The organism is Intestinibacillus massiliensis (assembly GCF_900155735.1).
In the GTDB taxonomy this organism is placed as follows: domain Bacteria; phylum Bacillota; class Clostridia; order Oscillospirales; family Butyricicoccaceae; genus Intestinibacillus; species Intestinibacillus massiliensis.
Genome location: NZ_LT707037.1, coordinates 1 through 2,566 on the forward strand (window position 1 = coordinate 1; position 2,566 = coordinate 2,566).

The 2,566-nt window shown below is 47.2% G+C and carries 1 protein-coding gene; it reads left to right on the forward strand.

Features of this window, described 5'->3' with window-relative positions; all coding sequences use genetic code 11:
* Positions 1 to 648 precede the first annotated feature (648 nt).
* Complete coding sequence (locus tag CZ203_RS01125) at positions 649 to 2,439, forward strand: reverse transcriptase domain-containing protein (RefSeq protein WP_087064264.1); 1,791 nt, start codon at positions 649 to 651, stop codon at positions 2,437 to 2,439.
* The last annotated feature ends 127 nt before the right edge of the window (positions 2,440 to 2,566 follow it).

The following is a 2,566-nucleotide window of genomic DNA, read 5'->3' on the forward strand; positions in this document are numbered from 1 at the left end:
GCGCGCCCAGATAGGGCGTAGTAAGAAGTAGAATCAGGCACTACCCACTCAGATAACAGTGGAAACGACCCGCCTAACCGATAGGCGAAAGCTGATGCGGGACCATAGCATGGCGGGAAAGCGATAAGTTGCTCTATACACAAGAGCACGACTGAATTGCTACGTTAAGCGGATATGAGGATAGAACTACTGAATGTTGAATGCGAGTTTCAAGTCCCCGTTGTGTTCGGGCGGAGGAATGTGTATGTAACCACCGTAGATACGGCGGCATCAACCTCTGATATGAATAACATTGCGTTTCGCCTTTGCGCGATGGGTTATCAATCCATTCATGTGACAAGCCAGAGAACTGGAAATAACGAAACGAAAGCGTATCCGACAATCCGCATTTGCCTACTTATTACGCTAACTGGGGATTGCCTAAGTCGGAATGCTCAAACGAGCTATGCGAAATGCCCCCTGTGGGCGATAAATCCCAAGCCCTCGAAAGGCAAGGGAGATGACGCTGAATATCCGATACGGCAACGGAGTTCTCATAGTAGTCCTGTGGGAAGTAACGACTCTCACGGAATATATCCTGTATTCCAGACGAAGGAGAACAGTTATTGCATTCCAAAATTGAAATTTGATTCGGGAGGAAAGCCTCAAATGCAACCAACAATCGAGATTTTGGATAGAATCAGAAAAAATTCAAGGGACAACAAAGAGGAAATCTTCACAAGGCTCTACCGCTATCTATTAAGACCCGACCTGTATTACCTTGCATACAAAAACCTCTACGCCAACAAAGGCGCAGGAACAAAAGGCGTGAATGACGATACGGCTGACGGATTCAGCAAGGAAAAGGTTGACCGGATTATTCAATCCCTGGTTGACGGAACCTATACGCCGAATCCTGTTCGCCGCGAGTACATCCAGAAGAAGCAAAACAGCACAAAAAAGCGTCCTCTTGGAATTCCTACCTTTACGGACAAGCTGGTGCAGGAAGTATTGAGAATGATATTGGAATCGGTCTACGAGCCAATCTTCTCAAACAATTCTCACGGCTTTCGTCCCAACAGGAGCTGCCACACTGCGCTGAAATCCTTGAAAAGAGAATTCTCAGGCGTGTCGTGGTTTATTGAGGGCGATATTAAAGGCTGTTTTGATAACATCGACCACCGAGTTTTAGCAAACGTCATAAACGCCAAGATTAAAGACGCACGGCTGATTCAGCTCATTTGGAAATTCCTAAAAGCCGGTTATATGGAGGACTGGCAATACCATGCTACCTACTCCGGCTGCCCGCAGGGCGGAATCGTTTCGCCCATACTCGCAAATATCTACCTGAATGAGCTGGACAAGTTCGTGGAAAAGACCGCCAAGGAGTTCTATAAAAGCAGGGACAGACACCATACCCCGGAATACGATAAGGTCACATGGCAGATAAAAAAGGCTCAGAAACAGCTGAAAACTGCAACGGGTCAGGAAAAAACAGCTTTGTTGCAGAAAATCGCTCAACTAAAAGCAGTCATGCATAAAACGCCCTGTATGTCCAAAACGGATAAAGTCATCAAATACATCCGTTATGCCGATGACTTCATTCTTGGCGTGAAGGGCGATAAAGCGGACTGTGAGCGTATCAAGAGACAGCTGTCCGACTTCATCAGCCAAACCCTGAAAATGGAACTTTCAGAGCAAAAGACACTCATTACGCACAGTAACCAGTATGCAAGATTTTTGGGTTATGACATCCGTGTGAGGAGAGACCAGAAGCTAAAGCCGCACGGAAACCACGTTTCCCGCACGCTCAACGGGTCTGTTGAGCTGTGCATTCCGTTTGCGGACAAAATCATGCCTTTCCTGTTTGGGAAGTCGGTCATCCGGCAACTGCGCGACGGGACAATAGAGCCTATCGCAAGAAAATATATCTTTCGGTGTACGGATTTGGAGATTGTATCAACGTACAACTCTGAGCTGCGCGGTATTTGCAACTATTACAGTATAGCCAGCAATTTCAACAAGCTTCAGTATTTTGAATATTTGATGGAATACAGCTGCCTGAAAACTCTGGCTGGAAAGCATGAGAGCACCAGCAGAAAAATAATCCGCAAATACCGTGACGGAAACGGCGGCTGGGGTGTGCCCTACCAAACGAAAGCAGGAATAAAGCGCCGCAGCTTCGCAAGGTTTATGGACTGCAAAAATACAGACCTCTGGACAGATAAAATCATAGACTTTGCAATCGCACACGTCGGTTCCAGAACGTCATTTGACGATAGGCTGTCCGCCTGCGTGTGTGAGCTGTGCGGAAAGACCAATGTGCCGCTGGAAATACACCATGTAAATAAGGTGAAGAACCTCAAAGGAAAACAACTGTGGGAGCTTGCGATGATAGCGAAAAAGCGAAAAACACTTGCGGTGTGCAAGGACTGTCATCACAAGATTCACCACCCTTGAACGACACTGATTTGAAGCAATAATGGCGAGCCGGATACATCGAGAGGTGTACGTCCGGTTCTGGGAGGGGTTTGGGCAAACCTACGGCAGTAATGCCGCAAGGCGGCTCATTCCTACTCTACGAGGG